The sequence below is a fragment of the Streptomyces sp. NPDC057445 genome (assembly GCF_042802855.1).
Taxonomy (GTDB): Bacteria; Actinomycetota; Actinomycetes; order Streptomycetales; family Streptomycetaceae; genus Streptomyces.
This window is the reverse complement of record NZ_JBHVDH010000001.1, coordinates 189,043-214,838: the sequence shown is the minus strand read 5'-3', so window position 1 is coordinate 214,838 and position 25,796 is coordinate 189,043. Positions and strand designations below refer to the sequence as shown.

23 protein-coding genes are annotated in these 25,796 nt (G+C 71.2%); 10 read left to right on the top strand and 13 right to left on the bottom strand.

What is annotated here, in order from left to right; all coding sequences use genetic code 11:
* Positions 1 to 174: 174 nt before the first annotated feature.
* On the bottom strand, positions 175 to 1,041 hold the full coding sequence (gene panB / locus ACFU5O_RS00915; protein WP_384234748.1) for a 3-methyl-2-oxobutanoate hydroxymethyltransferase: 867 nt from the start codon (positions 1,039 to 1,041) through the stop codon (positions 175 to 177).
* Positions 1,042 to 1,221: 180 nt separating this feature from the next.
* Here panB and ACFU5O_RS00910 point away from each other — a divergent pair, with 180 nt between their 5' ends.
* The 4 genes from ACFU5O_RS00910 (at position 1,222) to ACFU5O_RS00895 (ending at position 6,235) form a co-directional block, all read left to right on the top strand.
* Complete coding sequence (locus ACFU5O_RS00910; RefSeq protein ID WP_384234747.1) at positions 1,222 to 2,850, top strand: DHA2 family efflux MFS transporter permease subunit; 1,629 nt, start codon at positions 1,222 to 1,224, stop codon at positions 2,848 to 2,850.
* 107 nt (positions 2,851 to 2,957) lie between these two features.
* A complete protein-coding gene (locus ACFU5O_RS00905) occupies positions 2,958 to 3,635 on the top strand; it encodes a TetR/AcrR family transcriptional regulator C-terminal ligand-binding domain-containing protein (RefSeq protein ID WP_384234745.1) in 678 nt (225 codons plus the stop codon).
* 188 nt (positions 3,636 to 3,823) lie between these two features.
* Positions 3,824 to 4,855, top strand: a complete 1,032-nt coding sequence (locus tag ACFU5O_RS00900) for an endonuclease/exonuclease/phosphatase family protein (RefSeq protein ID WP_384234743.1) — start codon at positions 3,824 to 3,826, stop codon at positions 4,853 to 4,855.
* 135 nt (positions 4,856 to 4,990) lie between these two features.
* Entirely contained in the window at positions 4,991 to 6,235 is a 1,245-nt protein-coding gene (locus tag ACFU5O_RS00895; RefSeq protein WP_384234741.1) for an MFS transporter, read from the top strand.
* On the opposite strand, the gene ACFU5O_RS00890 is transcribed toward ACFU5O_RS00895, so the two are convergent.
* The 3 genes from ACFU5O_RS00890 to ACFU5O_RS00880 all read right to left on the bottom strand — a co-directional run bounded on the left by ACFU5O_RS00890 (position 6,201) and on the right by ACFU5O_RS00880 (position 10,262).
* Positions 6,201 to 7,985, bottom strand: a complete 1,785-nt coding sequence (locus ACFU5O_RS00890; protein ID WP_384234739.1) for an NAD+ synthase — start codon at positions 7,983 to 7,985, stop codon at positions 6,201 to 6,203. The genes ACFU5O_RS00895 and ACFU5O_RS00890 overlap by 35 nt on opposite strands.
* Positions 7,986 to 8,087: 102 nt before the next feature.
* Positions 8,088 to 9,797 (bottom strand): multicopper oxidase family protein, encoded by a 1,710-nt coding sequence (locus tag ACFU5O_RS00885; RefSeq protein WP_384234738.1) that lies wholly within the window; start codon positions 9,795 to 9,797, stop codon positions 8,088 to 8,090.
* Between the two features lie 96 nt (positions 9,798 to 9,893).
* A complete protein-coding gene (locus ACFU5O_RS00880; RefSeq protein WP_384234736.1) occupies positions 9,894 to 10,262 on the bottom strand; it encodes a hypothetical protein in 369 nt (122 codons plus the stop codon).
* A 379-nt stretch (positions 10,263 to 10,641) separates the two neighbouring features.
* On the opposite strand from ACFU5O_RS00880, the gene ACFU5O_RS00875 reads away from it, so the two are divergent.
* Positions 10,642 to 11,526, top strand: coding sequence for an alpha/beta fold hydrolase (locus ACFU5O_RS00875; protein ID WP_384234734.1), 885 nt, complete (start codon positions 10,642 to 10,644; stop codon positions 11,524 to 11,526).
* 71 nt (positions 11,527 to 11,597) lie between these two features.
* The gene (locus tag ACFU5O_RS00870; RefSeq protein WP_384234732.1) at positions 11,598 to 12,035 is read left to right on the top strand and encodes a DUF5990 family protein; all 438 of its coding nucleotides are present in this window, start codon (positions 11,598 to 11,600) and stop codon (positions 12,033 to 12,035) included.
* 151 nt (positions 12,036 to 12,186) lie between these two features.
* Here the strand turns inward: ACFU5O_RS00870 and ACFU5O_RS00865 are convergent, their stop codons facing one another.
* The 3 genes from ACFU5O_RS00865 to ACFU5O_RS00855 all read right to left on the bottom strand — a co-directional run bounded on the left by ACFU5O_RS00865 (position 12,187) and on the right by ACFU5O_RS00855 (position 13,972).
* Positions 12,187 to 12,864, bottom strand: a complete 678-nt coding sequence (locus ACFU5O_RS00865; RefSeq protein ID WP_384234729.1) for a DUF305 domain-containing protein — start codon at positions 12,862 to 12,864, stop codon at positions 12,187 to 12,189.
* A complete protein-coding gene (locus tag ACFU5O_RS00860) occupies positions 12,861 to 13,505 on the bottom strand; it encodes a DUF3105 domain-containing protein (RefSeq protein ID WP_384234726.1) in 645 nt (214 codons plus the stop codon). Before ACFU5O_RS00860 ends, ACFU5O_RS00865 begins: the two co-directional genes overlap by 4 nt.
* Positions 13,506 to 13,567: 62 nt before the next feature.
* Positions 13,568 to 13,972 carry a hypothetical protein gene (locus ACFU5O_RS00855; protein WP_384234724.1) on the bottom strand — a complete coding sequence of 135 codons (405 nt, stop codon included), beginning with the start codon at positions 13,970 to 13,972 and terminating at the stop codon, positions 13,568 to 13,570.
* A 143-nt stretch (positions 13,973 to 14,115) separates the two neighbouring features.
* On the opposite strand from ACFU5O_RS00855, the gene glnA reads away from it, so the two are divergent.
* Complete coding sequence (gene glnA / locus ACFU5O_RS00850; protein WP_384234722.1) at positions 14,116 to 15,477, top strand: type I glutamate--ammonia ligase; 1,362 nt, start codon at positions 14,116 to 14,118, stop codon at positions 15,475 to 15,477.
* A 324-nt stretch (positions 15,478 to 15,801) separates the two neighbouring features.
* Here glnA and ACFU5O_RS00845 read toward each other — a convergent pair whose 3' ends face one another.
* A complete protein-coding gene (locus tag ACFU5O_RS00845) occupies positions 15,802 to 16,905 on the bottom strand; it encodes a hypothetical protein (RefSeq protein WP_384234719.1) in 1,104 nt (367 codons plus the stop codon).
* Between the two features lie 207 nt (positions 16,906 to 17,112).
* On the opposite strand from ACFU5O_RS00845, the gene ACFU5O_RS00840 reads away from it, so the two are divergent.
* Positions 17,113 to 18,156 carry a hypothetical protein gene (locus tag ACFU5O_RS00840; protein WP_384234717.1) on the top strand — a complete coding sequence of 348 codons (1,044 nt, stop codon included), beginning with the start codon at positions 17,113 to 17,115 and terminating at the stop codon, positions 18,154 to 18,156.
* Between the two features lie 75 nt (positions 18,157 to 18,231).
* Positions 18,232 to 18,558 (top strand): hypothetical protein, encoded by a 327-nt coding sequence (locus ACFU5O_RS00835; protein ID WP_384234715.1) that lies wholly within the window; start codon positions 18,232 to 18,234, stop codon positions 18,556 to 18,558.
* A 160-nt stretch (positions 18,559 to 18,718) separates the two neighbouring features.
* Here ACFU5O_RS00835 and ACFU5O_RS00830 read toward each other — a convergent pair whose 3' ends face one another.
* The 3 genes from ACFU5O_RS00830 to ACFU5O_RS00820 all read right to left on the bottom strand — a co-directional run bounded on the left by ACFU5O_RS00830 (position 18,719) and on the right by ACFU5O_RS00820 (position 20,418).
* Positions 18,719 to 19,165 carry a VOC family protein gene (locus ACFU5O_RS00830; protein ID WP_384234712.1) on the bottom strand — a complete coding sequence of 149 codons (447 nt, stop codon included), beginning with the start codon at positions 19,163 to 19,165 and terminating at the stop codon, positions 18,719 to 18,721.
* A gap of 40 nt (positions 19,166 to 19,205) precedes the next feature.
* Positions 19,206 to 19,667, bottom strand: coding sequence for a VOC family protein (locus ACFU5O_RS00825; protein WP_384234710.1), 462 nt, complete (start codon positions 19,665 to 19,667; stop codon positions 19,206 to 19,208).
* A 184-nt stretch (positions 19,668 to 19,851) separates the two neighbouring features.
* Positions 19,852 to 20,418 carry a pyridoxamine 5'-phosphate oxidase family protein gene (locus ACFU5O_RS00820; RefSeq protein WP_384234709.1) on the bottom strand — a complete coding sequence of 189 codons (567 nt, stop codon included), beginning with the start codon at positions 20,416 to 20,418 and terminating at the stop codon, positions 19,852 to 19,854.
* Between the two features lie 159 nt (positions 20,419 to 20,577).
* Between ACFU5O_RS00820 and ACFU5O_RS00815 the strand changes: the two genes are divergently transcribed.
* Positions 20,578 to 23,592 carry a bifunctional [glutamine synthetase] adenylyltransferase/[glutamine synthetase]-adenylyl-L-tyrosine phosphorylase gene (locus ACFU5O_RS00815; protein ID WP_384234707.1) on the top strand — a complete coding sequence of 1,005 codons (3,015 nt, stop codon included), beginning with the start codon at positions 20,578 to 20,580 and terminating at the stop codon, positions 23,590 to 23,592.
* Positions 23,593 to 23,724: 132 nt separating this feature from the next.
* Here ACFU5O_RS00815 and ACFU5O_RS00810 read toward each other — a convergent pair whose 3' ends face one another.
* Both ACFU5O_RS00810 and ACFU5O_RS00805 read right to left on the bottom strand, forming a co-directional pair.
* A complete protein-coding gene (locus tag ACFU5O_RS00810; protein ID WP_384234705.1) occupies positions 23,725 to 24,714 on the bottom strand; it encodes an alpha/beta fold hydrolase in 990 nt (329 codons plus the stop codon).
* Positions 24,715 to 24,895: 181 nt separating this feature from the next.
* Positions 24,896 to 25,792: a phosphatase PAP2 family protein gene (locus ACFU5O_RS00805; RefSeq protein WP_384234704.1), complete on the bottom strand. Its 897-nt coding sequence runs from the start codon at positions 25,790 to 25,792 to the stop codon at positions 24,896 to 24,898.
* Between the last annotated feature and the right edge of the window lie 4 nt (positions 25,793 to 25,796).

Sequence of the window (25,796 nt, the reverse complement as noted above, 5' to 3'; positions counted from 1 at the left end):
GCCACCGACAGACCACCGACAGACCACCGACAGGCCACCGACAGGCCACCGACAGAACGCCGACAGAACGCCGACAGCCCGCCGACGGGGGAAGATCGGCGGGCTGTCGTTGGTGCCGGGAGTGGCCTGGGGCGGTGTTGCGTGGTGCCTGACTGCTGCGGCCGGCGGAAGGCGCTAGTGGAAGGTGTGCTCCTCGGCAGGGAACGCCCCGCCGACGACATCGTCCGCGAAGGCCTTGGCCGCGTCGCCGAGCGTCCGGCGCAGATTCGCGTACTGCTTGGTGAAGCGGGGCACCTTCCCGCCCGTCAGACCGGCCATGTCGGTCCAGACGAGGACCTGCGCGTCCGTGTCGGGACCGGCGCCGATGCCGATGGTCGGGATGTGCAGCGAGCGGGTGACCTCCGCGGCCAGCTCGGCCGGGACGAGCTCCAGCACGAGGGCGAACGCGCCCGCGTTCTGCGCGGCCTTGGCGTCGCGAAGCAGCTGGTGCGCGGCCTCGTCGCTGCGGCCCTGCACCCGGTAGCCCATCGTGTTGACGGACTGCGGGGTCAGACCGAGATGCGACATGACGGGGATGCCGGCCTGGACGAGAAGCTCGGTCTGGGGCAGGGAACGCTCCCCGCCCTCCAGCTTCACGGCGCCGACACCGGCCTCCTTGACCAGCCGGGTGGCGTTGCGCAGCGCCTGGACCGGCCCTTCCTGGTACGAGCCGAAGGGCAGGTCGCCGACGATGAGGGCACGCTTGGTGCCCCGCACGACGGCGGCGGACAGCAGGGTCATCTCGTCCATCGTGACGGGCACGGTGGTGTCGTAGCCGAGGTGGGTGTTGCCCATCGAGTCGCCGACGAGCATCACGGGAATGCCCGCCTCGTCGAAGACGGACGCGGTCATCGCGTCGTAGGCGGTGAGCATCGGCCACTTCTCGCCTCGCTCCTTGGCGGCGGCGATGTCGTGGACCGAGAGGCGACGAGTGCTCTTGCCGCCGTACAGCGCCTTGGGGCTGCTGTCGGCGGGCTGCGTCTGAGCAGCCTGAAGCGTCATGGTGAACGGCTCCTTCGTCATCTCGAGGCGCCCTTACGGCGTCCCCGGATCCCGTCCATGGTGGCATCCCGACGCCTGCCGCGTGAAGTGGTGCCGTTCACACCGCCGCAATGTTCCGCCATCCCGGTCGTTTTTTCCTATACGAGACGGTCTCGTATCGAAAACGGGAAAGCTGCCAGCATGTCCACACCACCAGGGGTGCCTTCCGCCCCGTCCCGTGTACCGGAAGCCGTCCACCGGCGCCGGTGGGCCATCCTCGGCGTCCTCATGTTCAGCGTCCTCATCGTGGTGCTGGACCACTCGGTCCTCAATGTCGCGGTCAAGACGATCGCCACCCCCGCACCCGTCGGTATCGGCGCCACCCAGGGCGAGCTGGAGTGGGCGATCAACGCCTACACCCTCGTCTTCGCCGCACTGCTCTTCACGGCGGGGCTGGTCGGTGACCGTACGGGACGCAAGAAAGCGCTGCTCTTCGGCATGGTCGTGTTCGGCATCGGCTCCGCGCTCGCCGCGTTCTCCGGGTCCTCGGCCGAACTCATCGCGTACCGCGCGGTCATGGGCATCGGCGCCGCGTTCGTCATTCCGGCCACCCTCGCCATCCTGATGAATGTCTTCGAGCACGACGAGCAGGCCAAGGCCATCGGCATCTGGGCGGGCGGCGTCGGTGTGTCCATCGCCCTCGGCCCGCTCACCGGCGGACTGCTGCTCGCGCACTTCTGGTGGGGCTCGATCTTCCTGGTCAACGTCCCCGTCGTGATCGTGGGCTTCGCCGCGATGGTGCTGCTTATCCCCGACTCCAGGGATCCGGCCCCGGGCAGGCTCGACCCGGTCGGCGTGCTGCTGTCCATCGTCGGTCTCGTGCTGCTGGTGTACGGGATCATCCGCGGCGGTGAACTCGCCTCCCTCACCGCCCCGGCGGTGCTGCTGCCGCTGCTCGGCGGCCTGGCCGTGCTGACGGCATTCGTGCTGTACGAGGTGCGCAGCGACCACCCGGCCCTCGACTTCTCGTACTTCAGGAACCCCGTGTTCTCCTCGGCGATCGCCGCCACCGCGCTCGGCTTCTTCGCGATGATGGGCGTGGCCTTCCTCTCCGTCTTCTATCTGCAGAGCGTGCGCGGCTACAGCGCGCTGGCGGCCGGGCTGATGCTCCTGCCGCTCGCGGTGGCACAGTCGGCCTTCGCTCCGCGCGCCCGGCTGGCCATCCGCCGCTTCGGTGCCAGGGCGACGTGTACGGCGGGCATGCTGATGATCACCACGGGACTCGCCGCCTTCGCCCTCTTCGACGGCTCGACACCGCTGTGGGTGATCGAGGTCGCCTTCTTCGTCCAGGGCGCCGGAATGGCGCATGTCATGCCGCCGGTGACGGTGGCGGTGATGCAGTCGCTGCCGCGGGAGAAGGCGGGTGTGGGGTCCGCGATCAGCAACACGTTCCGGCAGGTGGGCGGCGCGCTGGGCGTGGCGATGCTCGGCTCGCTGCTGTCCGCGGCGTACCGGGGCGGGATCGAGGGGACCCTCGAGACGGCCGCGGGCGTACCGGACGGGGCCAGGCACGCGGCAGGGGAGTCGATCGAGGCGACGCTCAGTGTCGCGGCGAAACTCGGGCCGGCCGGGAAACTGCTGGTCGGGCCCGCGAACGACGCCTTCGTCCTCGCCATGCACCTCACCGCGCTGGGGGCGGCGACGGCGACGGTCGTGGGTGCGGTGGTCGTGGCGATCTACCTCCCGGGGCGCGTCCGGCCCGGGACGGGCGGCCCGCCCGTCCCGGGGGAGCCGGAGGAGCGTTCGAAGGCGGGAGCGGCCAGAGGGTGAGCACCGGGGGCGGCGGCCGGTGGCGGCCGGTCCCGTGACGCGGAGAGTCGGCCGGTACGGAGCGGAAGGCGGAGGCGGTGGTGGTGGTGCGGGGCGACGCCGGAACGATGAGGGGCGCACATTCCGACAGAGGCGCAAGCAGGTCCCCTGACAGGCCGGCGATCAGGGGCGCCGGCAGGCCCGCGGGCCGTGGCGCGCAACCGCGGCGTGGCCGGCCCCGGAGCGAGGCGGCCGAGCAGGCGATCCGGGAGGCGGTGGTGACCCTCCTGGAGCAGGGAGTCCCGCTCGGCGACATCTCCATCGAGCGCCTCGCCCGCACCGCGGGGGTCGGCAAGGCCACCATCTACCGCCGCTGGAGCGACAAGGAGGAGCTGTTCGTCGAGGTCCTGCGGGACATCGAGCCGCCCGACCCCTCCCTGCCCGGTACGTCCGCACGCGACGACCTCGTCGTCATGCTGGAGTCCGTCCGGGTCCGCGGTCTCGCGCAGCGCTCCTCCGTGCTGCTGCACAACGTCCTCGCGCAGATGAAGAGCCACCCCGAACTGTGGGCGGCGTACGTCGCGACCGTGATCGACCCCCGCCGCGCGACCGTCCTGGAGATCCTGCGGCGCGGGGTCGCCGGTGGCGAGATCCGGGACGACGTCGACATCGACCTGGTCAACGACCTCATCGTCGGCCCGATGCTGGTACGGGCCGTGATGCGGCCCGACGCCCCGCTGCCGGACGATCTGGCCGAACGGGTCGTCTCCGCCGTGCTGGAGGGTCTGCGCCCGCCCGGCCGGTGAGCAGCCGGCCCCGGCCCCAATATGCGCGTTCTGTCACAGCCGCCGCCCTGGCTTCCTTGATCGGAACCCGCCGCGCCGCCGGGTCGTCCTCGTGACCGTACGACAGCCGGCCGTGCCGCATCCCCTAGGGTCGTCTGCGGGGCGGGCACGGGCTTGCAGGCACGACAGCAAAGCAGTGAGGACACGGCATGCGTCAGGCATACATCGCGGAGACCGGGACCGAAGGCGCGGAGGACCCGCGCTCCGGATCCCGGTTCCGGGCGGTGCTCGACAGATGGCGCGGTGATCCGGGGATCTGGCGGCGCGGAATCGTCCTCGCCGTCTGCGCGGTGGCCGTCGCGATGCTGATGATCTTCCACGCGCAGATCCCCAACCGGATCGGCAACCTGGGAAGCCTGACGGAGACGTTCCTGCCCTGGCTGGGTGTCCTGGTCCCGGTACTCCTGGTGGGCGCACTGGTACGGCGGTCCGCGACCGCGCTGATCGCGCTGCTGGTGCCGTCGGTGGTGTGGCTCAATCTCTTCGGCGGCCTCGTCTTCGACAAGGCGGACGGCGAGGGCGGCAAGGGCGGTGTCACGGTCGCCACGCACAATGTGAACGCCGACAACCCGGACCCGGAGGGCACCGCGCGCCAGGTCGCGGAGTCAGGCGCGGACGTCGTCGCGCTGGAGGAGCTGAAGGCGGACGCGGTCCCGGCGTACGAGAAGGCCCTGGCGCCGGCGTACCGGTACCACTCGGTGCAGGGCACGGTCGGGCTGTGGAGCAAGTACCCGATGAGCGACACCCGGCCCGTGGACATCCGGCTGGGCTGGACGCGCGCGATGCGGTCGACGGTCTCGACGCCGGACGGCGAGCTCGGCGTGGTCGTGGCCCATCTGCCGTCGGTGCGGGTGAAGCTGCACGCGGGCTTCACCGCCAACCAGCGGGACGCCAGCGCCGACGCGCTGGGTGAGGCGATCGCGCGTGACGAGACGCCCAGGGTTGTCCTGCTCGGCGACCTCAACGGCACGATGAACGACCGCTCCCTGAACGCGGTCACGTCCCAGATGCGCTCCACGCAGGGCGCCGCGGGCGACGGCTTCGGCTTCAGCTGGCCCGCGTCGTTCCCCATGGCCCGGATCGACCAGATCATGGTGAAGGGCGTCGAGCCGGTCTCCTCCTGGGCCCTCCCGCGCACCCCGAGCGACCACCTGCCGATCGCGGCCCGCCTCAGGTTCTGACCTCCGTCCGGCCCCTCCTCGGCGCCCGGCGCGCGGGGGAGGGGAGAATCTCCGCGCAACCCTGGGTTCACGCGCGGGAACAATTCGTCCGAGAGCCTTTGTTCCGCATGAGAACTAAACCGGAAAGGCTCTCCCATGCCCCTGGCGCTGCTCGCGCTCGCCGTCTCCGCCTTCGGCATCGGCACGACCGAGTTCGTGATGATGGGCCTGCTGCCCAACGTCGCCGACGACCTCGGCACATCCGTCCCCACCGCCGGTCACCTCGTGTCTGCGTACGCGATCGGTGTCGTGATCGGCGCCCCGCTGCTCACCGCCCTCGGCTCCCGACTCCCGCGCAAGCGGATGCTCCTGCTGCTGATGGCGCTCTTCACCGTCGGCAACCTGGCCTCTGCGCTCGCGCCAGGGTTCGCGACCCTGGTCGCGGGGCGGGTGCTGGCCGGACTGCCGCACGGAGCGTTCTTCGGGGTGGGCGCGGTGGTGGCGGCCCGTCTCGTCGCAGAAGGGCGGCAGGCGCGAGCCGTCGCCACGATGTTCCTGGGCCTCACCGTCGCCAACATCATCGGCGTACCCGCCGCGACGCTCCTCGGCCAGCACCTCGGCTGGCGCGCGACGTTCCTCGTCGTCACGGCGATCGGCCTGGTGGCGATGGCCGCGCTCGCCCGGCTCGTCCCGCACACCCCCGTCGACGCGCACCAGAGCCTCGGCCGCGAACTGCGTGCCCTCGGCAACCGCCAGGTGCTGCTCGGACTGCTCACCGCCGTCTTCGGCTTCGCCGGCGTGTTCGCCGTCTACTCCTACCTCGCCTCCATGACCACCGAGGTGATGGGCCTCGCGGAGCCGTCCGTCACCCTCGTCCTCGCCCTGTTCGGCATCGGGATGACCCTCGGCGCACTCGCCGCAGGACCGCTGACCGACCGGGCCCTGCGGCCCACTCTGTACGGCTCGCTGGCGGCCCTCGCCCTGGTCCTGGTCGTTTTCCGTTTCACCGTCCACAACCCGTGGGCCGCCCTCGCGACGGTCGTCGTTCTCGGCGCGGTCGGATTCATGACGACCACCCCGCTCCAGATGCTGGTGATGAACAAGGCCCAGGACGCCCCCACCCTGGCCTCCGCCTCCAACCACTCCGCCTTCAACCTCGCCAACGCGGGTGGCGCCTGGCTCGGCGGCGCGGCGATCGCGGCGGGCTGGGGCTGGACGTCCCCCGCCCTCGTCGGCGCGGCGCTGGCCGTCGCCGGCCTGCTGATCGCGGCGACGGCCGGACTCCTCGACCGGGGCGGCCGGGAAACGGCGGAGGGGGCCTCCCGCGTCGTCGCGGAAGGCCCCCTCACCACGCCCGAGCGGCAGGTCAGTGCGTCGTCGTCTCGCGCCAGCGGTTCGTGACGGGCAGGCGCCGGTCCTTGCCGAAGCCCTTCGCCGAGATCTTGGTGCCCGGCGGGTACTGACGGCGCTTGTACTCGGCCCTGTCGACGAGCAGGAGCGTCCTCGTGACGACCTCCTCGTCGTAACCCGCCGCCACGATCGCGTCCTTGCCCTGGTCGCGGTCGACGTACAGCTCCAGGATCCCGTCCAGGACCTCGTAGTCCGGGAGGGAGTCGGTGTCGACCTGGCCCGGGCGCAGTTCGGCGCTCGGCGGCTTGGAGATGGAGTTCTCCGGGATCGGCGGGGTCTGTCCGCGCTCCTCGGCCGCCCGGTTGCGCCACTGCGCGAGCCGGAAGACGGAGGTCTTGTACACGTCCTTGATCGGGCCGTACGCGCCGACGGAGTCGCCGTAGAGCGTCGAGTAGCCCACCGCCAGCTCCGACTTGTTGCCCGGCGCCAGCACGATGTGGCCCTCCTGGTTGGAGACGGCCATCAGGGTGGTGCCGCGCAGCCGGGACTGGAGGTTCTCCTCGGCGAGACCGGTGAGGTGGAGCGAGCTCATGAACGCGTCGAACATCGGCTCGATCGACACGGTCCGGAAGTTCAGTCCGGTGCGGCGGGCCAGCTCGGCCGCGTCGCCCTTGGAGTGGTCCGAGGAGTACTTCGACGGCATGGCGATGCCGTACACGTTCTGCGCACCGAGCGCGTCGCAGGCGATGGCGGCGACGAGCGCGGAGTCGATACCCCCGGAGAGGCCGATCAGGACGGAGCGGAAGCCGTTCTTGGCGGCGTACGCGCGCAGGCCGACGACCAGCGCGGAGTACAACTCCTCTTCGTCGTCGAGGCGCTCGGCGTAACCGCCCGTCAGCTCCGGCTCGTACGCCGGGAGCGGCTCCTCGGAGATGACGACCCGGTCGACGGCCAGGCCGTCGTCCACACGCTGTCCATCGGCGACTTCGCCGCGGGCCGTCGGGGGCTCGGGCGAAGCTGCCGGCAGGTCGAGGTCGAGGATCACGCTGCCCTCGGCGAACTGCGGGGCGCGCGCGACGACCTCGCCGTCCTTGTCGACGACGATCGAGTCGCCGTCGAAGACGAGCTCGTCCTGACCGCCGATCATCGCCAGGTAGGCGGTGGTGCACCCGGCCTCCTGGGCGCGCTTGCGGACCAGCTCCAGGCGGGTGTCGTCCTTCTTCTGCTCGTACGGCGAGGCGTTGACCGAGACCAGCAGCCCGGCTCCGGCCGAACGGGCGGCCGGCACACGGCCGCCGTCCTGCCAGAGGTCCTCGCAGATGGCGAGGGCGACGTCGATGCCGCGGACGCGGATCACCGGCATGGTGTCGCCCGGCACGAAGTACCGGAACTCGTCGAAGACGCCGTAGTTGGGCAGGTGGTGCTTGGCGAAGGTCAGCACCACCCGGCCGCCGTGCAGCACGGCCGCCGCGTTCTGCGGTGCCCCGGCGGGCTGGCCGTAGCGGGGCTGGGCCTTCTCGGAGCGGTCCAGATAGCCGACGATCACGGGGAGCTCCCCGAAGCCCTCGTCGGCGAGGCGCGCGGCGAGCGCCCGCAGGGCGGTCCGTGACGCCTCCACGAAGGACGACCGCAGGGCCAGGTCCTCGACGGGGTAGCCGGTCAGCACCATCTCGGGGAACGCGACGAGATGCGCCCCCTGTTCGGCTGCGTGCCGGGTCCAGTGCACGATCGACTCGGCGTTTCCGGCGAGGTCGCCGACGGTCGAGTCGATCTGATTCAGAGCGAGACGAAGTTGGGGCACGGGAACAGTGTAATCGTCTGATTGACACAATGTTCGGGTGCGGGGATGTGGGGCGCCCCACTGGGGGCGCCCCCGAAGGACCGGCCCTGCGTCGGCGAGTCGTCACCCACGGTAGGCGACGGTCGTCATCATCCCGGATTCCGAGTGGTAGATGTTGTGGCAGTGGAGCATCCACGCCCCCGGATTGTCGGCGTCGAAGTCCACCACCAGTTTGTGGTGCGGCAGGACCGCGGCCGTGTCCTTGCGGGCACCGCGCGAGTCGATCCCGGCCAGGGCGTAGGTGTGGCCGTGCAGATGCACCGGGTGCCACATCTCCGTGATGTTGATGAGGACCAGCCGCACCCGCTCGCCGTACTCGATCCGGTGGATCTGTTCGGGGTCGTAGGGATGCCTGTCGAAGGCCCAGTCGTACCTCTCCATGCCGCCGGTCAGCTTGATCGTGATCTGGCGGTCCGGCTTGCGCCGGGGCAGCGCCACGGACTCCTCCGGTCGGAGGCGGGCCGCCGACGTCAGGACCTTCCGGTACAGCTCCGCCGGGCGCGTGGACGGCCTCGGGGGCGAACCGCTGCCGGTGCGCAGCACGGCCAACGCCGAGCCCCTCTTGCCCTCGGCGAGCGCGGTGAGCGGAAAGACGCCGTCCCTCGCCGTGAACAGCACGTCGTAGCGCTCGCCCATGCCCATGAGGATCGCGTCGGTCTTGTAGGGGCGGACGGGAAAGCCGTCGGAGTGGGTGACCGTGAACCGGTGGCCGCCGAGTGCCACCCGGAAGGCCGTCTCCCCGCCGGCGTTGATGATCCGGAGCCGGATCCGGTCGCCGGGCTTGGCCCTGAACTGCGTCGGATCGTCCGCGGTGCGCCCGTTGATCAGGTAGTACGGGTAGGCCACATCGCCCGCGTGGCCGCCGAGCAGCTTGCTCCTCGCGCCCGTCAGGAGGCGGCGCGGGCCCCTTCCGCCGTAGGGCGACGGCGGCTCGTTCTTCCCGTCGTCCTTGGCCCGGGCCCCGCCGGCACCGGCCGGCACCCCTCCGGAGGGATGGGGCTTGCCGCGCTTGTCGGACTCGTGGCCGTCGTGACCGTCGCGGCCGTCGTGCCCCGGGCCGTCGTGCCCCTTGCCGTGCGCCATGCCTGGTCTGCCCTTGCGGAGCTGGGCGAACACGTCCTCCGGGGTCGAGCCGTCCACCCCGTCGATCCAGTCGTCCAGCATGACGACCCATTCGTGGTCGTAGGAGAGCGGCTCGTTCGGGTCCTCCACGATCAGCGGCGCGTACGTCCCCCGGTCGACCTGCACACCCAGATGCGGATGGAACCAGTACGTGCCGGGGTGCGGCACCTCGTAGCGGTACGAGAACGAGTCGCCCGGCTTGATCGGCGGCTGTGTCACATCGGGCACGCCGTCCATGTCGTTGGGCAGGGCGATGCCGTGCCAGTGCACGGTCGTGGGCGCCGGCAGATGGTTGGAGAGCTTGAGCGCAAGCGTGTCGCCCGCGGTGATACGGACCTCCCTGCCCGGCAGTTCGTCGTTGTACGTCCAGGTCCTGAAGGTGCGCCCGCCGCCCAGCTCGACCGTGCTCGGGGTGGCGGTGAAGGTGAGGCTGCGGTCCTCTCGGCCGTGGCGCCCGCCCTTCCGGGCGTCGCCCTTCTTGCCGTCGCGGGCGGGGGAACCCTCGGGGCCGGCGCCCGCGGCCGTGCCATGGCCGCTGCGGTCCGTTCCTTCGTCGCCGGAACAGGCCGCGAGCAGCCCGGATCCCGCGGCGGCGATCCCGGCGCCGAGTACGGCGCGACGGGTGGGAGAGTTCTGACCGGTGTGCTCCATGCGCATGACTGTGTGCACCTCGCTGTGGGGGTGAAGGCGTGAAAAGGCGTGCGCCTGCCACCGCGTCAGGGCAGGGCGGGACGGCCGGGCGCGCTCCTAGTGGCGCAGCACCGACAAGGTGACGAGCACGGTCCGGAGCGGCGGCGGATTCGGCCATATGGGGTGGGCCGGCAGGGGCCGGGCCCTCGCACTGCGCTTCCCGCCGGACCCGCGGCGCACAAGGAGGCGGGTGGCGAGCAGCGCGACTCCCAAGAAGCCCAGTACCGTCAGACAGGCGGGCGCGGGGTCCGTGCCGGCCGCAGGGGTGTCGGGGTCCGTGTGTTGCTCATGGGCCGGTCCGACCGGCGCGGAAGCCGCAGGCGCGTGCTCCGCGGGATGGCCCGCCGCATGCATCGTGACGAATCCGAACAGCAGGGCCAGGAGCAGCAGTAGCTGTCCGTGCATGGCCCTCCGATCGCTCGTCACACGACGCACACTAGCTCCACCTTGCGGGAGTCCCCGGTAAGGACAGGTCCGACACGACCTAACATGGGCGCCATGCCGGAAGTGTCCGGATGTCTACCAGTTCTGTCTTCGCCCTGGCCGACGCGCCGACCGGCACTTTCACGCACGCCGCCGCCACCGCTCTTCCGCACCGGACCGGTTCGCCCCGAGACGCGAAGCCCGCCCTGAAGCCCGCCCTGAAGCCCGCCCCGGACGTTGTGGTCACGCCCCGGTGTTCGTGGCCGCGCCGGGCCGGGCGCGCATCGGGTCTCGGGGCCGGTCGGCGACTCCCGGTACCGGGCGTGGCAGGGTGGCCGACGGTGCTCGCGCACTCGGTGGCGCGGGAGAGGAGACGTACAGAGTGAGCTTCGTACGGATCGGCGGGGTGCCCCATCACGTCGTCGTCGAGGGCAGCGGTCCCGTCTGCGTGCTGAGCGCCGGGCTCTCCATGAGCTGGTTCGACTGGGATCCCGTGGTCCCCCTGCTCGCCGCGCACCGCACCGTCGTCCGCTTCGACCGCCCCGGCCACGGGCTCAGCGGACCCGCCTCCGTGCCGCCGTCGGCCGCCGGCGAGGCGCACCGCATCGCCGCACTCCTCGACGCGCTCGGCCTCGGCGACCGGCCCGCCACCGTCGTCGGGCACTCCATCGCCGGGTTCCACGCCGAAGCCTTCGCCCGTCTCCACCCCTCCCGTGCGGCCGGCATCGTCCTCGTCGACTCCAGCATCGAGGAGCATGCGCGCGTCCCCGCGGCTCCCGCCCTGCGCACGGCCGTGGCTCGCGGCATCGGTGCGGCCCTGGCCAGCATGGGCGCGCCCACCGCGCTCGGACCCCTCGTCCGCCGTGCGACGGTCCGTCTGTCCCGGACGGGCGGCGGCGACCCGGCCCCCGCCGATCTCGTACGCCGCTGCTACGGAACCTCGCGCGTGCTGCACGGCGCCCTGCTGGAGAACACCCACTACCGGGCGGTGGCCGCCGAACTCCTCGTCCTGCGCGAGCGTTTCCCGCTCCCGGACGGCGTCCCGGTGACCGTGCTGGCCGCGTACGACGGGCGCGGCGGACGGTTCGGGCTCCACCGGCTCGAGCGGCAGCGCGCGCTGGCCCGGCAGCTCGGCGACGCCCGTTTCTACGCCGTCGAGCCGTCGGGCCATCTGATCATGCTGGACCGCCCCGACGCGGTGGCCCGGGCGGTCCTGGCGCCGGGGGAGGACCGGGTCAACCCCCCGCCGGGCTACGTAACCTGCTGAGAGCCGCCCACGCGGCTGCTGCCGCCCGAAGACGCCCGTCGGTGCCCGAACGGGTCGAGAGGAGCCTGCCGATGACCCGGCTGACCTTGCGCATCACCGGCCGCGACCTGCCCGGCCGTGGCTGCGGCGACTTCTCCGACGTGCACGCCGGGGTGCAGCGGGGCAAGGACCCCGAGCAGTTGGTGCCGGCGGACGCCGAGAAAGCCCTGTTCGACATCACCGCCGATGTCGTCCGGGTGCCCGACGGCACGACGGACTTCCGCGGCCCCTACGTGCAGGGGCGGCGCGGCGAGCGCTTCTTCTATCTCACCTGGGGCGAGCTGCCGTCCGGAGGCAGCTTCACGATGTTCCGGCGCGCGAAGCTGTTCTTCGCGGACATCCCCGAGGAGCTGGTGGCCTCCGGCGCGGCGGAGACGAGCCTCGGGCTCACCGACTGCCACGGGCTGCCGCTGTGCGCAGCGGTCCGCCCGCCCCGGGTGGTGTGGCTGCCCGGGGCGGGCGGCGCCTGATCCGGCACACGGCCGGGGTGGGCCTGGCTTCACCCGGCCGTGCTCACCGCTCGATCGCCGGTCCGGGTGACGGCACAGCCGCCACCCGGACCCACCACCGGACACCGCGCCAGGGCGGGCTGTGGCCGATCCGGCACAGGGCCCGGTGCGCTCAGCCGCGGGGCGCCGCGCCCCGCGCCTTCAACAGGTCCGCCATGAGCTCCAGCTCTGCCTGCTGGCCGTCCACCATGCGCTGGGCGAGATTCCTCTCCGCCTGCACCGTGCAGAGGCCGGCACACCCCTGCGCCATCGCGACGCCGCCCCTGTGGTGGTCGGTCATCAGCCGCAGGTAGAGGATCTCGGCCTGCTTGCCGCTCGACCGGGCGAGCCGGTCCAGCTCGGCCCGGGTGGCCATGCCGGGCATCGGCGCCCCGTCACGCTGCTCGACGCCGCCGTGGCCGGCGTGCTGCCCTCCGTGCTCTTCGCCGTGCTCCCCGGACTTCAGCCAGGCCATCGGCTCGGTCCCGGCGAGGACCTTCGGCAGCCCCCACAGATCGAGCCAGCCGAGCAGTGTGCCCCGCTGGCCGGCCTGGGTGTTGGCGATGTCGTACGCGAGCCGGCGTACCTCTTCGTCCTGCGTACGGTCCCGCACGATGAAGGACATCTCCACCGCCTGCTGGTGATGGACCGCCATGTCCCGCGCGAAGCCCGCCTCCGCCGAGTCCACCGCGGGGACCGTCGCGGCGGCATTGGTGCCGTCGTCGCCGCCCGCGGACGCGACGGTGGCCGCCCCCGCGAACAGCAGCGCCGGCACCACGGCCGCGATCGCGACCCAGTGCGTCCGGGTCATGCGCCCAGCCCGCCGGTGCAGGGGGCGTTCGGCTCGGGCGTCTGCGGACCCTGGACGTACTTGGTGAAGAACTGGTCGACCCGCGGGTCGTCCGCGCCGTCCACCGTCACCTGCTTGCCCCACGCGCTGAGCATGATCGGCCCGGCCTGGTCCTTCACCGGGCTCATCAGCGAATACGAGGTCTTGCCGACCTTCTCCCTCAGCCTCGTCACGTCGGCGGCCGGAGCCTTGTCGTTGTACGTGACCCACACCGCGCCGTGCTCCAGCGAATGCACGGCGTTGACCTCGGGAATCGGCTTGTCGTAGACGTTGCGGTCGCAGTTCATCCACGACGGGTGGTGGTCACCGCCGACCGGCGGCTTCATCGGGTACTTCACCGCCGTCGTGACGTGCTTGTTGCCGAGCTTCTTCGCGTCCCAGGACTTCTCGCCGTTGATGGGCGCCTTGGCGGTGACCTCGGCCTGCTCCTTCTTCTCGGACCGGTCGTTCAGTACGTACGCACCGAAGCCGACGAGGCCCGCGACGAGGGCGGCGCTCAGCGAGATCGTGATGATCCGGTTGCGGCGCTCGCGGGCCCGCTCGGCGCGGCGCAGCTCCTCTATGCGGGCCCGGCGGTCGTTGCTGCTGGTCTTGGCGGTCATTCTGCTTCGTCCTTCTTCTGCGTGAGGGAAGTGGGTGATGACGCGGGTGCGGAGGACACGACCTACGTCCGCAGCACCTGAAGGACGTGGAGATCCGGGGCGCGGGCGAGCGCTCCTGTGCGGGGCACCTGGCCGGTGCGGTGCCCGGTGGCGGCGCCGGGTGACGGCTGCGCGCCGGACACCGGCCCGTCCTGGGGCGGAGCGGTGAGCACGGCCTGGGTGAGATGCGGGAGGAGCCCGCAGTCACCGCGGTCGTACGGACAGATGAACTCGCTCGTGCCGACGGCGGCGCGGGGGGCGGTCGTGATGCCGTGCGAGCCGCCGGCGTGGACCGTGCCGCTGCCCGGACCGGCGGCTGCCAGGCCGCCCGGACAGATGAAGAGCGCGGCGAGGAGCGTCGCCACGGCACTCCCCAGTGCCACGGGACGCGCGATGCGCGCGATGCGGCTGCGCCGCGGGCCCCCCATGAGCGCAGATGGTAATGGCGGCGGCGTGCCGCACGTCATACAGGGTGCGTAATGTGGGCGAAACCCCGGATCGTGATACTGAAGCTCTTCCGCTACGCCCCGGCGGTGGTGCACAGGCCGTCTGAACTGCAAGGATGTGGCTCATGGACAAGCAGCAGGAATTCGTGCTCCGTACCCTCGAAGAGCGCGACATCCGGTTCGTACGCCTGTGGTTCACCGATGTGCTCGGCTTCCTCAAGTCGGTCGCGGTGGCTCCTGCCGAGCTCGAGCAGGCATTCGACGAGGGCATCGGCTTCGACGGGTCCGCGATCGAGGGCTTCGCGCGGGTCTACGAGTCCGACATGATCGCCAAGCCGGACCCGGGCACCTTCCAGATCCTGCCCTGGCGCGCCGAGGCACCAGGCACCGCCCGGATGTTCTGCGACATCCTGATGCCCGACGGCTCGCCGTCCTTCGCGGACCCGCGCTTCGTGCTCAAGCGCATCCTTGCCAAGACCTCGGACCTGGGCTTCACCTTCTACACCCACCCCGAGATCGAGTTCTTCCTGCTGAAGAACAAGCCGCTGGACGGCACCCGCCCCACACCCGCCGACAACTCCGGCTACTTCGACCACACGCCGCAGAACGTCGGCATGGACTTCCGCCGCCAGGCCATCACGATGCTCGAATCCATGGGCATCTCGGTGGAGTTCAGCCACCACGAGGGCGCGCCCGGCCAGCAGGAGATCGACCTGCGGTACGCGGACGCGCTGTCGACCGCCGACAACATCATGACCTTCCGCCTGGTCATGAAGCAGGTCGCGCTGGAGCAGGGGGTCCAGGCCACCTTCATGCCGAAGCCCTTCTCCGAGCACCCCGGCTCCGGCATGCACACGCATCTGTCCCTCTTCGAAGGCGACCGGAACGCGTTCTACGAGTCCGGCGCCGAGTACCAGCTCTCCAAGGTGGGGCGTTCCTTCATCGCCGGCCTGCTGAAGCACGCCGCCGAGATCTCCGCCGTCACCAACCAGTGGGTCAACTCCTACAAGCGCATCTGGGGCGGCTCGGCCCGCACCGCGGGCTCGGGCGGCGAGGCTCCCTCCTACATCTGCTGGGGCCACAACAACCGCTCGGCCCTGATCCGGGTCCCGATGTACAAGCCGGGCAAGACGGGCTCCGCCCGCGTCGAGGTCCGCTCCATCGACTCCGGCGCCAACCCGTACCTGACCTACGCGGTGCTCCTCGCCGCGGGCCTCAAGGGCATCGAGGAGGGCTACGAGCTTCCCGCCGGCGCCGACGACGACGTCTGGGCGCTGTCGGACGCCGAGCGGCGTGCCATGGGCATCGAGCCGCTGCCGCAGAACCTGGGCGAGGCGATCACGCTGATGGAGCGCAGCGAGCTGGTCGCAGAGACGCTGGGCGAGCACGTCTTCGACTTCTTCCTGCGCAACAAGAAGCAGGAGTGGGAGGAGTACCGCTCCGAGGTCACGGCCTTCGAGCTCCGCAAGAACCTGCCGGTGCTGTAGGCGCAGGTCAGCGCGGGTAACGCGCCCGTATCGCACTCCGGGCCGACGGTCACCGACCGTCGGCCCGGAGTGGTTGTGCCGGGTCTGGGCCGTCTCCCGGCCGTCGTCTCCCACCCACACCCGGGGCAGGTCCCGAAGTCGGCACGCACGGGCAGAGCCCGGCGGTGGCGGCACGGGTACGCGCTGTGACGCCCGGCCACCCGAGTCCGACCGACCGGGCGGAGCCGCGTACGTGCGCCCGTGCCTTCTGCGACCCGTGGGACAGTGGGCCCCGGCAAGGGCTCTGCGGGCCGGTCGCTCACCGGCAGCCGGCCCGCAGGCGTGTCAGTTGCCCGCCGGACGCCGGGAGTCCTGTCGCGGTCCGGGCACCGGTCGCCGCGCGGGTCCCCGGCCGCGGCCCCGCTGCTCACCTTCCAGGCCGGGAAGCTTGCGGCAGATGTACTGGAGCTGGGTGACGGCCTCGGTGAGGAGCTCCGAGCGCTGGTTCAGCGTGGTGACGCAGACCTCCAGTTGCAGCTGCTCGGCGTTGTGCATGATCGGCACCCACTTGAAGTGCTCCGCCCCCGTGCCGCCGAACTCGTAGTCCGTCTTGAAGACGAGGGCGACGTCCGACGGAACCACCACGACGCGGTCGTTGAGGACGCCCGCCTGATGGTCGGCGCGCATGCGGAGGATGTGTGTCGACGTCTCGTACGACTCCTCGGCGATGATCAGTGGCCCGATGCCGTACTGCTCGACCTTCTGTTCCAGCAGCAGCCGGGAGCCCAGATCCCTGGGGGCGACCATGAGCGGGTACTTCGACAACTCGGTGAGCTGCATGGTGTCGCCCGCGTATCCGGCCTTCACCTTGGCCTGCAACTGGGCCCAGTACAGGCGCTCCGACCTGAGCCCGTCCATGTCCTCCGGTGCGCGGCGGCCGATGACCGCCTGGTATTCACCGTGCCGCAGTGGCAGCAGCGCGTGCTGCTTGAACTCGTTGTCGCCGCGGTGCTGTTGGCGCAACGGGATCGTCTCGAGCATCTTCTCCGGCCCGTACTTGTTGCGCAGCCAGCTCTCCAGACGGGCGACGTAGTGCAGATGGTGCGGCAGATGGGCGAGGCGCGGCAGGAGCGGTTTCGCGTTGTCGCGCTCCTCCCGGATGTGCTCGTACAGGGACTTCACACGCTCGGCATGCTGATGGCACAGCCGGCCGGTCTCCGTCAGTGTCGGGCGCTCGCTGCCGGTCTGGAAGAGCGGTTTGTTCCCGTACCACTTCCGTATCTTCTTCAGCACATTGCCGACGCTCTGCTCGACGTAGGTCTCCCCGTAGGTCTCGTACAGGTGGTCGACGGCTTGTCTGTGTGTCGTCGTGTTCATCCGGGCGAGGAAGACGAGGTAGTCCCACGGGGTGGGCTGACCGTCCCTCACGCTCTGTTCTGGCCTGGTCACCCGCTCAACCGTAGAAGAACAACGGCGCGCAAGAACACCTTTCGTACATTCCTGGGGCTTCGCAGAAACGAAAAACCTGCTTTCGCCCGTCCCGGAAGTTCGTCCTCCGTGGTGCTTTGGCCAAGGTATTCGAGGAGTTGACTGGGGCTCGCGGCCGGCCAGGGCCGCGAGCCCCCGAGACAGCACCAGCCCCTACCAGGAGACGATGTGCAACCTCAGCTTCACGATAGAGCGGACAACCTCTGGGCACTACGCGTTCGCGGTTTCGCGGTGGCGCCCGACGGCTCCGTGTACATGAACCTGCCGCGCCCGAGCATGCTGAGCGCGGTCCTGTTCGGCAATCTCCTCAATCTCGCCCATGCGCTCCCCGGCCCTCACCACGCGGGGGGAGCGGTCGCGACCGGCAGCTACCTCGGCTGCCTGATCCTCGCGATCCTCGCCGGCCGCGCGGTCAAGTCGGCGACGAGCGGCGGGAGCTGGGAACCCCTGCCGAGGGTGCTCAGCATCATCCTCGGTGCCGCGGCCACCGCGGCCGACGGGACGGACGCCCTCACGCCGTGGAGCGTGGCGGTGATAGCGGTGATGGGTGCGATCACCCTGTGGTCGGAAGGGGCCCGGCGACTCCTCGGCGGCCGGTCCTTCGCCGTCCCCGTCATCGACATCGAGGGCGTGCTGACGCGTCGTCCGCTGCGTCTGCCGCAGCCGGGTGCCCACAGCGGCGTCTTCTTCTTCGGCCTGGCCACCCTGGCCCGGGCGCTGCTGGACCTGGCGGGCGCGGCCGATCCGACGACCATGTCCTGGGCGTACGGCCTCTGCGCCGTCCTCGCCATGGCAGGCGGTCAGGTCGCCAAGTCCAAGGCATCGGCGGGAGGGGCCGAGCGGGGGCCCAGAAGCGTGAGCGCCGTGCTGGCGACCGCGGCCGTGGCGGTGACCTTCCTCGACGGCGAGGCGCCCGGGGAGCCTCTGACGGCGGCGCTCGGGCTGAGCGCGGTCAGCATCACCTGCTACCTGCTGAGCAGGCGCAGTTCCGGCCCGGGCGGGGTCCGTGGCCCCGGTACGGAGCCCGGTACGGAGCCCGGTGCGGAGCCGGGTGCGGAACCTCCCGCAGATCCCGGTGCGGAGCCGGGTGCGGAACCCCCCGCAGATCCCGGTACGGAGCCGGGTACGGAACCCCCCGCAGATCCCGGTACGGAGCCGGGTGCGGAAACCGGCCACCGCCCCGCCGGGGCCCGGTCCGACAGCACGGAATGACCGCGGTGGCCGCCGGGGAGAGCCCCTCGCTCCCCGGCGGTCGCGCGAACCACCCCGATCGAAGGAGAAACGATCATGCATGAGGTGCCCACCGTCCAGGGATTCCTTGACGAGGAGGGCCGTGTCCGCGTGTGGTGCCGGTGGTGCGTGGAGTGGCACCGCCACACGGTCGCGGACCCGGGCCCCCACCCGTTGGGCAGGGGCGTGCGCATCATGGGCCACTGCCACGCCAAGGACAGCCCCTACCTCGACGGCTACCGCGTGCTGACCAGCGCGAGGCCGTGGCGGGCGGTCAGGGGGTCGGTGCGTGAGGCGAGCCGCGCGCAGGCGCGGGCCATCGAGCGCAGCCTGATCACCCCGCGCATCGCGGAGCTGCGGACGCAGATCGTCTCCATGCAGTGATCGCACGACGAGCGGCTCGCGGTCGCACCTCCCCGAAGACCGCGACCGGCTCGCGCCCCGACTGGCTCGCCCCGACCGGCTCGCCCCGACCGGCTCGTGCCCCGACCGGCCGGCACACGACCGGCTCGCCCCGACCGGACCGCGAGCCGGTCGTGTGCGCTCACTCTGCCGGCGGACCGCGCTCCGCCAGCGGCGCGGGGGACTCCTGGACGACCCACCCGTTGCCGTCGGGGTCGGTGAAGAAGACGAACGAGTTCCACGGCTCGCCCTTGCCCGGCTCCCAGCCGGACGGCCCCACATGCTGGACCGCGCTGACCCCGACGCCTCGCTCCAGCAACTCGTCGTGGGCGGCTTCGATGTCCGGGACGCAGAGCTGGAGGCCCTGGATCGCGCCGGGCGTCATCGTCGTCTGCCCGGGGGCGGGAGTCAGGCCCGAGCCGATGACGATCGAGCAGGGTGAGCCGGGCGGGGTGAGCTGGATGATGCGGACGCCGCCGTCGATGCGGGTGTCGTGGTCGACGGTGAAGCCGCACCGGTCGGCGTAGAAGGTCCGGGCCCGGTCGATGTCGCTGACCGGGACGACGATCACCTCGAGGGTCCATTCCATGACGCTGCCCCGATGTCCTGCGGAGGTCCGGGCGGGGCGGCTAGTCCCCGCCGCCGTCGTCCGCGCGCGCTCGTGCCTGCTCGGACAGGAACTCGTGCAGGGGCCGGTCGGCGCGCACGGTCCATTCCTGGACGGACCAGCCGTTGCCGTCGGGATCGCTGAAGTGCATGAACGTACCGCCGTCGCCCGGGGCGACCGCTTCCGGTTCGGTGACGTCCAGGCCGCGGGCGACGAGTTCGGCATGGGCTGCCCTGATGTCACCGACGACGAGTTGGAGACCCTGGTACGAACCGGGCTCGAGCTTCCTCCCGCCGGGGAGCGGGATGCCCTCGCCGATCACGACGGAGCACCCGGAGCCGGGCGGGGTCAGCTGGACGATGCGGAAGCGCTCGTCGATGCGGGTGTCGTGGTCGACCGTGAAGCCCACCTTGTCGCGGTAGAACTCCTTGGCCCGGTCCACGTCGGTGACCGGGACGACGACGACTTCGAGCGTGAACTCCATGGGCGGGACCTCCCGTGCCGTGTCCTCGCCGGCCCGCGTCGGCTGCGGTCGGCGTTCGGCGAGCGGTGCGGAGGCTCCCCGGACCACCCGGCCGTTGCCCTCAGGATCCTGGAAGACCGGAAGAAGAGGGAGGACTTCCAGGTTTCCCAGGTTTCCCTGTCTTCGGTGGCGGTGTCTGCGATGGTCATTCCCGTCCGGTGAAGCGCCAGCGGGTCTGGCTGAAGGCCTCGCCCCTGCCGAACCCGAAAGCCGTAGCGGGGGCCACTTCGAAAACCAGGGCCCGGCCGTGCCCGTCGGACCGGAACGCCTCGTCCTGTACGTCGAAGTGCCATTCGGAGCCGTACTTGGCCTCCCACGCCTCCGCCAGCCGGCGCAGCCGCTTCTCGTCGGTGATCCGCACCGCCTCGCCCTCGACGACCAGGTCGTGGCCCGTGCCGAACAGGCTGGAACCGGTCGTGAGGACCACATGCGGGTTGGTGGCGATGTTCAGTGCCTTGCGTTCCCGCTCGCCCGTGGCGAAGTACAGCGCCCCGTCAAGCCAGACGGCGATCAGCGGGGTGACGTGGGGGCGGCCGTCGGGCCGTACGGTCGACAGCCAGAAGATCTCGGCCTTCTCCAGGACCGCCGCGGCTTCTGACCAGGGTGTCGCGGTGGCGGAGGGGGAGCTGTAGCGCTCGTCGAGGTCCGTCACCGGCTCGGGCAGCGGCTGCGCCGCCGGATCCTGTGCCTGCGCGTGTGTCTGTGCGGGCATGGCGTCCATCCTCTCGGCTCTTTTAATGGTCCCTTCGGAGTACTGACTCCGCTCGGCGACCGCACTCATCGGAATCCGGCACCGGAGACCGCCCCTGCCGGGCCGATCGGGCCCATCAGGGCCTAGGCTCGGATCCGGACCTTGATCGGAGGCGGCGGGATGACGGTGCCGGGACGCAGAAGCAGTACGTTCACCCGTTTGCTGCGGCACGGCTTCACCCACCCCGCTGTCGCCGAGCGGTTCCTCGACCTGCCGGAGATGGCGCCCGTACGCGCCGACTCGGTGCTCCTCGACGCGCTGGGCGCCACCGCCGATCCCGACCTGGCGCTGCGTGGGCTCGTCCGTCTCGTCGAGGCGCAGGAGCCGGCGGAGCGGCGGGTTCTCCTCGACACCCTGATCTCCGCGAAACCGCTGCGGGACCGGCTGCTCGGGGTGCTCGGTGCCTCTGAGGCGCTGGGGGACCATCTGGCGCGCCACCCGCGCGACTGGCATGCGCTCGTGACGTACGAGGCCGCCGATCTGCACCCCGGTGTGGAGGAGTTCGAGCGGGGGCTCGCAGAGGCCACCGATCCGGTGTCGCTGCGCGTCGCGTACCGCCGCTGCCTGCTGTCGATCGCGGCCCGTGACGTGTGCGGCACCACGGATGTCGCACAGACCGCGGCCGAGCTCGCCGACCTGGCGACGGCGACTCTGCGGGCCGCCCTCGCGATCGCCCGCACCGCCGCGCCGGAGGACGCCGCCGTCTGCCGGCTCGCGGTGATCGCGATGGGCAAGTGCGGCGGCCATGAGCTCAACTATGTCTCCGACGTCGACGTGATCTTCGTCGGTGAGCCCGCAGAGGCGGCGGACGAGTCGAAGGCGCTGAAGGCGGCGACCAGGCTCGCCTCGCACCTGATGCGGATCTGCTCGGAGACCACGGTCGAGGGCGCGATCTGGCCCGTGGACGCCAATCTCCGGCCGGAAGGCCGCAACGGGCCCCTGGTGCGGACGCTCTCCAGCCATCTCGCCTACTACCAGCGGTGGGCGAAGACCTGGGAGTTCCAGGCGCTCCTCAAGGCACGGCCGGTGGCCGGTGATCCCGAGCTGGGCGCCGACTACCTCGAGGCGGTCACCCCGCTCGTATGGCAGGCCGTCGAGCGCGAGAACTTCGTCAGCGACGTGCAGAACATGCGCCGCCGGGTCGTCGACAACATTCCGGTCGCACAGATAGACCGCGAGCTGAAGCTCGGGCCAGGAGGGCTGCGGGACGTCGAGTTCGCCGTACAGCTGCTGCAGTTGGTGCACGGCCGCAGCGACGCGACGCTGCGCAGCGGAACCACGCTCGACGCGCTCGACTCGCTGGCGGCGGGCGGGTACGTGGGCCGCAAGGACGCGGCACAGCTGGACGAGGCGTACCGCTTTCTGCGCGCGATGGAGCACCGGATCCAGCTGTTCCGGCTGCGCCGTACGCATCTCGTCCCCGAGGGCGAGGAGGACCGGCGCCGCCTCGGGCGCTCGCTGGGGCTGCGCACCGACCCGGTCGCCGAGCTCGACAAGGAATGGCGGCGGCACGCGACCGTCGTGCGACGGCTGCACGAGAAGCTCTTCTACCGGCCGCTGCTGGATGCGGTCGCCCAGCTCGCTCCCGGCGAGACCCGGCTCAGTACGAAGGCGGCAGGGCAGCGCCTCAAGGCGCTCGGCTACGCGGATCCGGCCGCGGCGCTGCGCCACCTGGAGGCCCTGTCGTCGGGTGTGACCCGCAAGGCGGCGATCCAGCGGACGCTGCTGCCGGTGCTGCTGGGCTGGTTCGCCGACTCGGCCGATCCGGACGCGGGACTGCTCGGTTTCCGCAAGGTCTCCGACGCGCTCGGCAAGACGCCCTGGTACCTGCGGCTGCTGCGTGACGAGGGCGCGGCCGCGGAGAACCTCGCGCGTGTGCTGTCCGCGGGCAGGCTGGCCCCCGATCTGCTGCTGCGTGCCCCGGAGGCGGTCGCGATCCTCGGTGACCCGGAGGGGCTGAAGCCGCGCGGCCGGGACCATCTGGAGCAGGAGGTACTGGCCGCGGTCGGCCGCGCCGACGGCGCGGAGGCAGCGGTCACGGCGGCCCGCGGGGTGCGGCGGCGTGAGCTGTTCCGTACGTCGGCGGCCGACCTGATCGGCTCGTACGGCACAGAGGAGAGCCCCGCCGAACAAGATCCCGGTGCGCTCGTGGACCGCGTCGGCAACGCGATCACCGACCTCACCGCGGCGACGATCGCGGGCGCCCTGCGCGCAGTCGTACGCGAACAGTGGGGTGACACGCTCCCCACCCGCTTCGCGGTCATCGGCATGGGCCGCTTCGGCGGGCACGAACTGGGCTACGGCTCCGACGCGGACGTCCTGTTCGTCCACGAGCCGCGTGAAGGCGTCGACGAACAGGAGGCGGCAGGGGCCGCCAACGCCGTCGTGTCGGAGCTGCGGCGGCTGCTCCAACTCCCGAGCTCCGACCCGCCGTTGCTCATCGACGCCGATCTGCGTCCGGAGGGCAAGAGCGGCCCCCTGGTCCGTACGCTCGCCTCGTACGCCGCGTACTACCGCCGCTGGTCCCTCGTCTGGGAGAGCCAGGCGCTGCTGCGCGCCGAACCGATGGCGGGCGACGAGGAACTGGGCGCACGGTTCATCGAGCTGATCAACCCGCTCCGCTATCCGGTCGAGGGCCTCGGCGAGGACGCGGTCCGCGAGATCCGCAGGCTCAAGGCCCGCATGGAGTCGGAACGCCTCCCGCGCGGCGCCGACCCCACCCTCCACACCAAGCTCGGCCGCGGCGGCCTCAGCGACGTCGAGTGGACGGTCCAGCTTCTCCAGATGCGCCACGGCTGGGCCGAACCGGGTCTGCGCACCACCCGGACCCGTGAGGCCCTCGCCGCCGCCCACGCCGCGGAACTGCTGTCCACGGAGGACGCGCAGATCCTCGACGAGGCCTGGGTCCTCGCGACCCGTGTGCGCAACGCCGTGATGCTGGTCCGCGGTCGTCCCGGAGACACATTCCCTTCGGACGCCCGTGAACTGAGCGCGGTGGGAAGGTACTTGGGGTACGGTCCGGGGCACACGGGCCGGCTGTCCCACGCCGGGTCCAGCGGCGAGATGGTCGACGACTACCGGCGCACGACGAGGCGGGCACGGGCGGTGGTGGAGGAGCTGTTCTACGGGGCGTAGAGCTGCGGACCGTGCGGGTGCCGGTCTCGGCGGCGGCCCGGGAGACCGGGCGGCGACCACGCGGGTGCGAGCAGTGCTCCGGCGCCCGCACGGCCGCCGGAGCGCCGCCCCGTCCTCAGCTCCGCCCCGTCCTCAGCGCGCCGTCTTCCGCCGCTTGCGGGTGGCCGCGACGGCCACCGCGCCCGCGATGACGGACATCCCCGCGATCCCGCCGGTGACCGCGAGCGAGAGGGTCCTGGAGCCGGTGGCGGCCAGGGCGGGCCTCGCATCCGCGGCGGCGGCACGGATGAGGTTCGCGACGGCGTCGGGGTGGGAGATCATCGCGACGTGGGAGGACTCGACCTCGACGGTGTGCGAGCGGGCCCGCTTGGCCTCGAACCGCTCCAGGTCGGGGGCGATCGCCTTGTCCCGGGAGGAGACCAGGGCCCAGGACGGGATGGACCGCCAGGCGGCAGCGGTGGCCGTGTCCATGAACGCGGAGGCATTGAGCGGGCGTTGGGTCGCTGCCATCACCTTCGTCGTTGCCGCGGGCAGGTCGGCGGCGATGACATCGCGGAATCTGGTGGGCTGAATGTAGAGATCGGTGCCCTTGGCGCCGTCGGCACCCTGGAACGGCGTGGGCTTGAGCGCGCTGTCGAGTTCGCTGCCCGGGAACCTGGCGGCGAGCCGGCCGAGGACTTCACCCTTGTCCGGCATGAACGCGTTTATGTAGACCAGCGACTTCACCTGAGGGTTGCCGGCCGCGGCGCTGCTGATCACCGCACCGCCGTAGGAGTGGCCCACCAGCACGATCGGGCCCTTGATGCTCTTGAGGACGCTCGCCGTGTAGGCGGAGTCGTTGGCCAGTCCGCGCAGGGGATTGGCGGTGGCGACGACGGTGTAGCCGTCCTGCTGCAGGCGCTCCACGACGCCGTTCCAGCTGGAGGCATCGGCGAACGCGCCGTGCACCAGTACGACGGTGGGCTTGGAGCCCGCGCCGCCGTCGTCGTCGTCGCGGGCGGGGCCGGTCGGGCCGTCGGCGGCCGCGGGGCCGGCGGTGAGCAGTGCGCCGGTGAGTGCCGCTGCGATCACGTACCCGCGACGGGGGCGGATCCGAGGGGCGAGTATGTGCGATATGTGCATGCTGATCCCGTTTCTGAGGGGGGTGTCGTACCTCAGCGTTTCCGGGAGCGGCCGGGGCTGCGCGGCCTGGACAGCATGCGGGTGAAGCCGGGCGGCCGTCCGGGTGGCGACGGCCGTCGCCCGCCCGCAGCGCGGTTACGGAGCGTTGCGGTGCGCCCCCTGACGCCTCCTGGGTGTCGGCTCAGCGCCGTGCCGCGTTCAGCTCCGGCGGTGCGGTCTCGACGGTACGGGCGGCGAGGGGGGCCGGCACCGCCACGTGCCGCGGCAGGCGGTGGGGAAGGGACCCGTACCACACGCACGAAACGCCGTAGCCGAAGGCCAGACACAGCAGTCCGCCGACCGCGTCCAGCCAGAAGTGATTGGCCGTGGCGACGATGACTATGAGGGTCAGGGTCGGGTACAGCACGCCGAGGATCCTCGCCCAGGGCGCCGACGCCAGCGCGAAGATGATCATTCCGCACCAGAGCGACCAGCCGATGTGCATCGACGGCATCGCCGCGTACTGGTTCGACATGTGCTTCAGATTGCCCGAGGCCATCGATCCCCAGGTGTGGTGCACCAGGACGGTGTCGATGAAGTCCTGGCCGTTCATCAGGCGCGGAGGTGCCAGCGGATACAGGTAGTAGCCGACGAGCGCGACACCCGTCGTCGCGAAGAGAACCAGCCTGGCCGGTGCATAGCGGCCCGGGTGCCGGCGGTAGAGCCACACGAGGACACCGATGGTCACCAGGAAGTGCAGTGTCGCGTAGTAGTAGTTCATCGTCACGATCAGCCATGTCACCGAGTTCAGTGCATGGTTGACCGTCTGCTCGACCGCGATGCCGAGCGCCTTCTCGGCCTCCCAGATCCAGTCGGCGTTGCGCAGGGCCTGCGCCTTCTGCTCCGGCACCGCGTTCCGGACGAGGGAGTAGGTCCAGTAACTGACCGCGATGAGCAGGATCTCGAACCAGATCCTGGGGCGCCGCGGCGAGCGCAGTCTGCGGAGCCGACCGTCCTCCGGAGCCGGGCCGTTCTCGGTCACCATGGGTGACGGGGTGGCCGTCCGGCCTTCCAGAGTTTTCACGGTCGCTTCACCCATAGGG